The sequence below is a fragment of the Armatimonas sp. genome (genome assembly GCF_031410135.1).
GTDB lineage: Bacteria > Armatimonadota > Armatimonadia > Armatimonadales > Armatimonadaceae > Armatimonas.
Genome location: NZ_JANNYP010000820.1, coordinates 1 through 5186, shown reverse-complemented (window position 1 = coordinate 5186; position 5186 = coordinate 1). Strand labels below are relative to the sequence as shown.

Annotated in this window: 3 protein-coding genes and 1 pseudogene; all 4 read right to left on the bottom strand. The window is 50.8% G+C overall.

Translation table 11 applies throughout. From position 1 onward, the window contains the following. Positions 1–973: pseudogene (locus RMO15_RS30030) on the bottom strand (WD40 repeat domain-containing protein); the annotation flags it as partial. Between the two features lie 245 nt (positions 974–1218). Continuing rightward, positions 1219–1815: a hypothetical protein gene (locus RMO15_RS30025; protein ID WP_309721874.1), complete on the bottom strand. Its 597-nt coding sequence runs from the start codon at positions 1813–1815 to the stop codon at positions 1219–1221. A 91-nt stretch (positions 1816–1906) separates the two neighbouring features. Further along, positions 1907–4816: a CHAT domain-containing protein gene (locus RMO15_RS30020; RefSeq protein WP_309721872.1), complete on the bottom strand. Its 2910-nt coding sequence runs from the start codon at positions 4814–4816 to the stop codon at positions 1907–1909. Positions 4817–4828: 12 nt separating this feature from the next. Next, the coding region (locus RMO15_RS30015) for a CHAT domain-containing protein (RefSeq protein WP_309721869.1) at positions 4829–5186 on the bottom strand (358 nt) is incomplete at its 5' end.

Genomic DNA, 5186 nt, shown 5'->3' with positions numbered 1-5186 from the left:
GATCAATCCTCCTGTATTGGCACTCGTGCTGGACTCCGCTTTGCCCGCCGTGACAGATGATAAATGCAGGGTAAGTCTGGAGGCAAAAAGAGTCTAAATTAAAAAAGAAAAGTGTCTCAAAATCATTGACATATTCCGGTACTCTCTTTTCATCGGGAGAGAAAACCGCGGATTCGAGTCTGTCTGAATGCCCTGTGAATGTCTGAATCACTTTTCCCGTTGACACATCCCAGAGTCTTGCGGTCTTGTCACCACTTGCGGTTAGGATTCGCTTTCCATCCGGTGAAAACACAGCAGATCTGACTACATCCGAATGTCCCTTGAAAATCTGTATAGATTTACCTGTTTCCACATCCCAGAGTTGCACAGGTTTTACCTGATTCTCTGTAAGCCGATGCATGCTAATAAGAAAGTGATCATAACTTGCTGTAAGCACTTGCTTTCCGTCAGGAGAGAAAACGGCGGACATGACCCTAAATGAGTGTCCTTTGAATGTCTGTATTGTTCTTCCTGTCTCAACATCCCAGAGTTTCGCAGTGTGATCTAAACTTGCAGATAATACTTGTTTTCCATCTGGCGAGAAAATGGCGGAGGTGACAGAATTGGAATGTCCTTTGAGTACTTGTATCACCTTGCCCGTTGATACATCCCAGATCTTTGCGGTTTTATCTCCACTTGCGGTAAGGACTCGCTTTTCGTCTGGAGAGAAAACGGCAGAGAATATGAAGCGAGAATGACCTAGCTGAGGCATCAGCCTTGGTTTTGTCGGATCCACATTCACAACCACACTTGGTGCTGTTGGACTTAGCGACGTTGTTCCCAATCTGGGCTTCCCTTGGCTCCCTTGTTCCCTATACCCCTGTGCCAATCCTGGCAGCAGGGTGGTGAGCGCGGTTCCGGCGGCGAGGTTTAGGGCGTCGCGGCGGGTTAGAAGCAACGAGGCTTGGATGTGGGGATCAGGGTGGGTTGACATAAGTGTTTATCTTTACGGCAGGATTCGTGTACGCAGTGTCCCTATAAAATACCAGAAATTGCTAAGTTGCGTCTCGCCGTTGCTTGGCGTATCCTTCGAGGCTCGGACATTCTTGTGGCTCGGGCAGATGCGTGCAAGTTTTCCCCTCCTGCTCTTGACATATAACAAAAAGCTCCCCGGTTTGCGCGGTACGCGTTCCGGGGAGAGGGAGGGAGACGAAACCGAAAATACGAGGGAGGCTCGCATTAGCGAGGCGCAATCACGAACACGACAGCACAGCGCTCCAGAAAATGATCCTTGGCATTGGCCTCGCGCAGGCGCTTGGCATCCTCTTGCGAGATCACCGGCTCGCTACGTGTCTCCTTATCGAGACGAAGCGCCTTAATAATCATGGGCTTGCGTCCGATGCGTGCATGGTTGATGGCGGCCTCCAGAGAGCGCGGGTAGGCAACCACACCGTAGTCGAAGAGATACTCCAGTGTTACAGTAATAGTTCCGTAGACCTCGATGCCTTCTTCGTCATAGAGCTTGGGGCAGGGGGAGCTTGTCAGACCCATTCCGGTGCAGTCAATGACCACGCCGGTATAGTTGGCGTCTTCGGGTGCAGGGGCTCCCGGTACATAGAGTGGTACTGCTTTGTTCTCTTTGGTTTCTTTTAAAACGGCTACATTAGAAGGTTTTACCGGGGGAGCAACGGTAGGCTTGGCTGAAGCTTTCTTCTCAACGCGAAACGGGTTGGGTTGAGAAGGCGCGGTATTCTGTGGGGTTGCAAGGGCAGGCAGTGCGGTCATCGTAATCAAGGCAGTTGCCATAAAGTGAGCAAATCGAGCTGTCGTTTTCATTGTTTCTGTCTCCAAACTGGTGATGTGTAGATAGTATCGAAGACAGATGACTACAGCAGTAACAACGGTTACACTGCTAAAATAACGGGTTTCAACGCGTGTTTCCGATGAGAATAAACGGTGCCCAGTAGTAGGGGTGGGCACAGGGAGCACCAGGGTCAGGGACGAAGGCGGGGACAGTGGCAGGAGCCTTGCCTCCCGTCGCCGCCACAGGACCACGTGTTGTCACCTCTGGCTTAATTGTCCCCTTTAACAGCCCAAGCTGTGCTTGTCGCAGACACTCCGACTTACTCAGGGTGGGGCTGGCTTTACGTGTGGCATAGAACGCCTGCATGAGCTGTTGCGTGCTACTATCGGAGACGGGCCATAGGCTTGCCATAACCGCCCCTGCCCCCTTGAGCTGCATCAGAAGTGCGAAGCTCTCCACCTCGGCTCCGGCACTGTCTCCACCCCCCATCGCCGTGTTACAGGCTGAGAGAGTGAGGAGCTCGACTCCATTGAAGTAGGTGTTAGGAAGCTGGCGCAGCTCGGTGAGGGGAAGCGTGGCCCCATTGCCTAGGAGCAAGTACGAGCGGGTCTCGTTGCCCGGCTGAAACTGAAAGTGGCTGGCGATATGGACGACGGGGAAACTGCCATCTAGGGCTTTGAGCATGGCACTCTTGGTGAACGCCTCATCCAGGAGTGCTTTACCCTCCAGCGCTTTCGTGATCTCCTGCACTTCTGTGGCGGCAGCGGGAAGAGGCGAAAAGCTCACTCCATCAATGGTTGCTCCCTTGCTCACGCCGAGTCCCAGAGCGTACCAGGGGTCTTTGAAAAAGGGAACAAGCCGCTCCTTGACGCGAGGGGAGAACAGCGAGTGGAATTCTTCGCGTTCGATAAGATAGTGGATGCCGTCGGGTGAGAGTGCGGCAAGGGGCAGATAGCGCAGCGTTCCATCAAGCGACCAGTACACCCGCGTCGCGTCCGCACCCTTCAGGTCATTCTCGATGGGAGCAATGAGAATATCGTAGAGCTTTTTTCCCAGGGGCCGGGGATCGAGGCGTGGGTCCTCCAGTGCAGTGCGAAACTGGGCAACGAGTTTGTTGAGCGCAACGGCGGTGATGGGATACTCGCGTGCCACCTGAACATTTCCCGTGACCACGATAAAGCTCAGCTTCTCCTCTCCCACCAGTGTGTAAATAGCCAGAGTGCTCTGCTTGGTATCTTTTGTCAGATCACTGAGCGTCCGACTGAGAGTCTGGGCATCCTTCACCGCGACTAGCTGCTGCTGTGCCAGCGGCACTCGTGCAAACTCTGCTTCCAAGCCCACGAGATAGTTCTGGAAGGTGATGGTCGCCACCTGAAGATCTTCTCCTAGCTGCTCGCGTTCTCTCTCTTCTTCTGCTGTCCGTTGCCGTTTGGCACTAAGTGCCGCTTGACGTGCCCCAAGCTTCGTCAGCTTTTCCGAGATCTCCTGATAGCGCTTGTTCATTTCCGCCTCTTTAGGGGTCAGCGCCACGCCCGCCGCCTCGCCCGAAACTTTGGCATCGCGTTGGACAAACTCACTCAGCTCCTGATCTTTGAGCAGTCCCAGCACCTGCTGCGCCTCCGCCAGCCGCCCTTGCTCAATCAGCAAATCCGCCAGCTGTCGGTAGGTCACCGAAACCGACTTCGTGTAGCTGTCCTGTAGGCTTTTATCCAGGCTCTTAATCTCATTGCGCATAAACTGATAGAGATTGATCGCCTGTTTTCCGTAGAGTACTGCCATTCCTAAGCTCTGCTTCTGGAAAGCTTTATTATTCCAGAGCATCATCAGATTCTTGAGTGTTATTGCTTCTCCTCTCTTGTCGCCTACCTGCCTTTGCAGTGATAGTGCTTGGTTGTAGAGTTCTAGAGCTTTTGTTTTATCACCCTGTTTGGAGTAAGAATCGCCAATATTGAAGAGTGAATAAGCTTCTCCTTCCTTGTTATGGATTGATTGATGTATTAATAGTGCCTTTTTATGAGATTCTAAAGATTTTTCTTTATTACCAAGAGCTGAATAAATCGCGCCAATATTATTTAATGTAGTTGCTTCTCTGTTTTTAAGTCCTTTTTGGGTAAATATATGAAGCGCTTGATTTAACGCTTCAAGTGCTTTTTCATTTTCGCCAAGATCTCTGTAGACCGTACTGATATTATTGAGAGTTGTTGCCTCATCTGATTTGTTCTCTATTTGCCTTTGGATAAGCAGTGCCTTGTTATAGAATTCTATAGATTTTTCTTTATTACCAAGGTTATAGTGACACTTTCCTATATTGCTGAGAAGTACGGCTCTTTCTCGTTTCGTTTCTGTTTGAGTTAGTAATAGTAAGGCTTTATTATAAAAATCTAGTGCTTTAGCATTATCACCAATAGATTCATGTAAAACGCCAATATTGTTTGTGGTAATTAACTCTCCTCCCTTATCTCCAATTTCTTTTTGTATTGATAGACTCTTTTTGAAAAAATCAAGTGCTTTATTTTTATCTCCGATAGAGTTATAAAATGAACCGAAATCGCCTAGTAGGGAAGCTTCTGCATCTTTACTTTTTGTAATTTCGAATAATTGGAGAGCTTTGTTATAGAATTCTAATACTTTTGATTTATTGCCTATGTCATCATATATTGCTCCAATGCTATGGAGTTCAATGCCTGCTGAAACTTTCCTGTAGGTTTTGTCTATCTCATAAGCGGCTTGATAATGTAGAATTGCTTCTTTATGTTCTGAATGGCTCTCCGCTTCTTCTCCTCTGGCAAAGTGTATTTCAGCCGTCGCGATTAATAGCGCACGTTTCTCCGCCTCTGTGATCTTTTTGCCAAGCTCTTTTTGCCGTGCTTCCAGAATCGTGATGGCCTCGGCGAATTTCTCGGCTTTGACCAGCGCTTCGGCTTTTTTGATTGCTTCCATGACACTGGCAGGCGGTGGCGTTTCTTTTACTGGAGCAGGGGATTGCTGGTAGGCAACGAGAGCGAGAGGCGTAAGGAGGGCATAATAGTTCATGATTTTTTCTGATTATCTCGTGTTACCGATGAGAATGAAGGGTGCCCAGTAGTAGGGGTGGGCACACGGAGCGCTGGGGTCGGGGATGTAGGCGGGGACAGTGGCAGGAGGCTTGCCCCCCGTCGCCGCCACAGGGCCACGGGCAGCCCCTACGCTACTGGCTTTTCCACTAAGCAGCTCGCGCTGGGCACGGCGAAGGCACTCGCCTCGCCCTAGGCCGGGCTCGTCCTTGAGGAGCGTGTAGAAGCGCTGCATCAGCACGGAGGTGGAGCTGTCGTTGACGGGCCACAGGCTCGCCAGCACCGAGCGTGCTCCGAGCAGCTCCGCGACCTTAGCCAGGCTGTCCACTTCCCGCCCTGAGCCCTCGCCC

Excerpts from the sequence above, each read along its gene's own strand:
- RMO15_RS30020 (WP_309721872.1), bottom strand. The coding sequence starts at position 4,816 with ATGAACTATTATGCCCTCCTTACGCCTCTCGCTCTCGTTGCCTACCAG.
- RMO15_RS30025 (WP_309721874.1), bottom strand. The coding sequence starts at position 1,815 with ATGAAAACGACAGCTCGATTTGCTCACTTTATGGCAACTGCCTTGATT.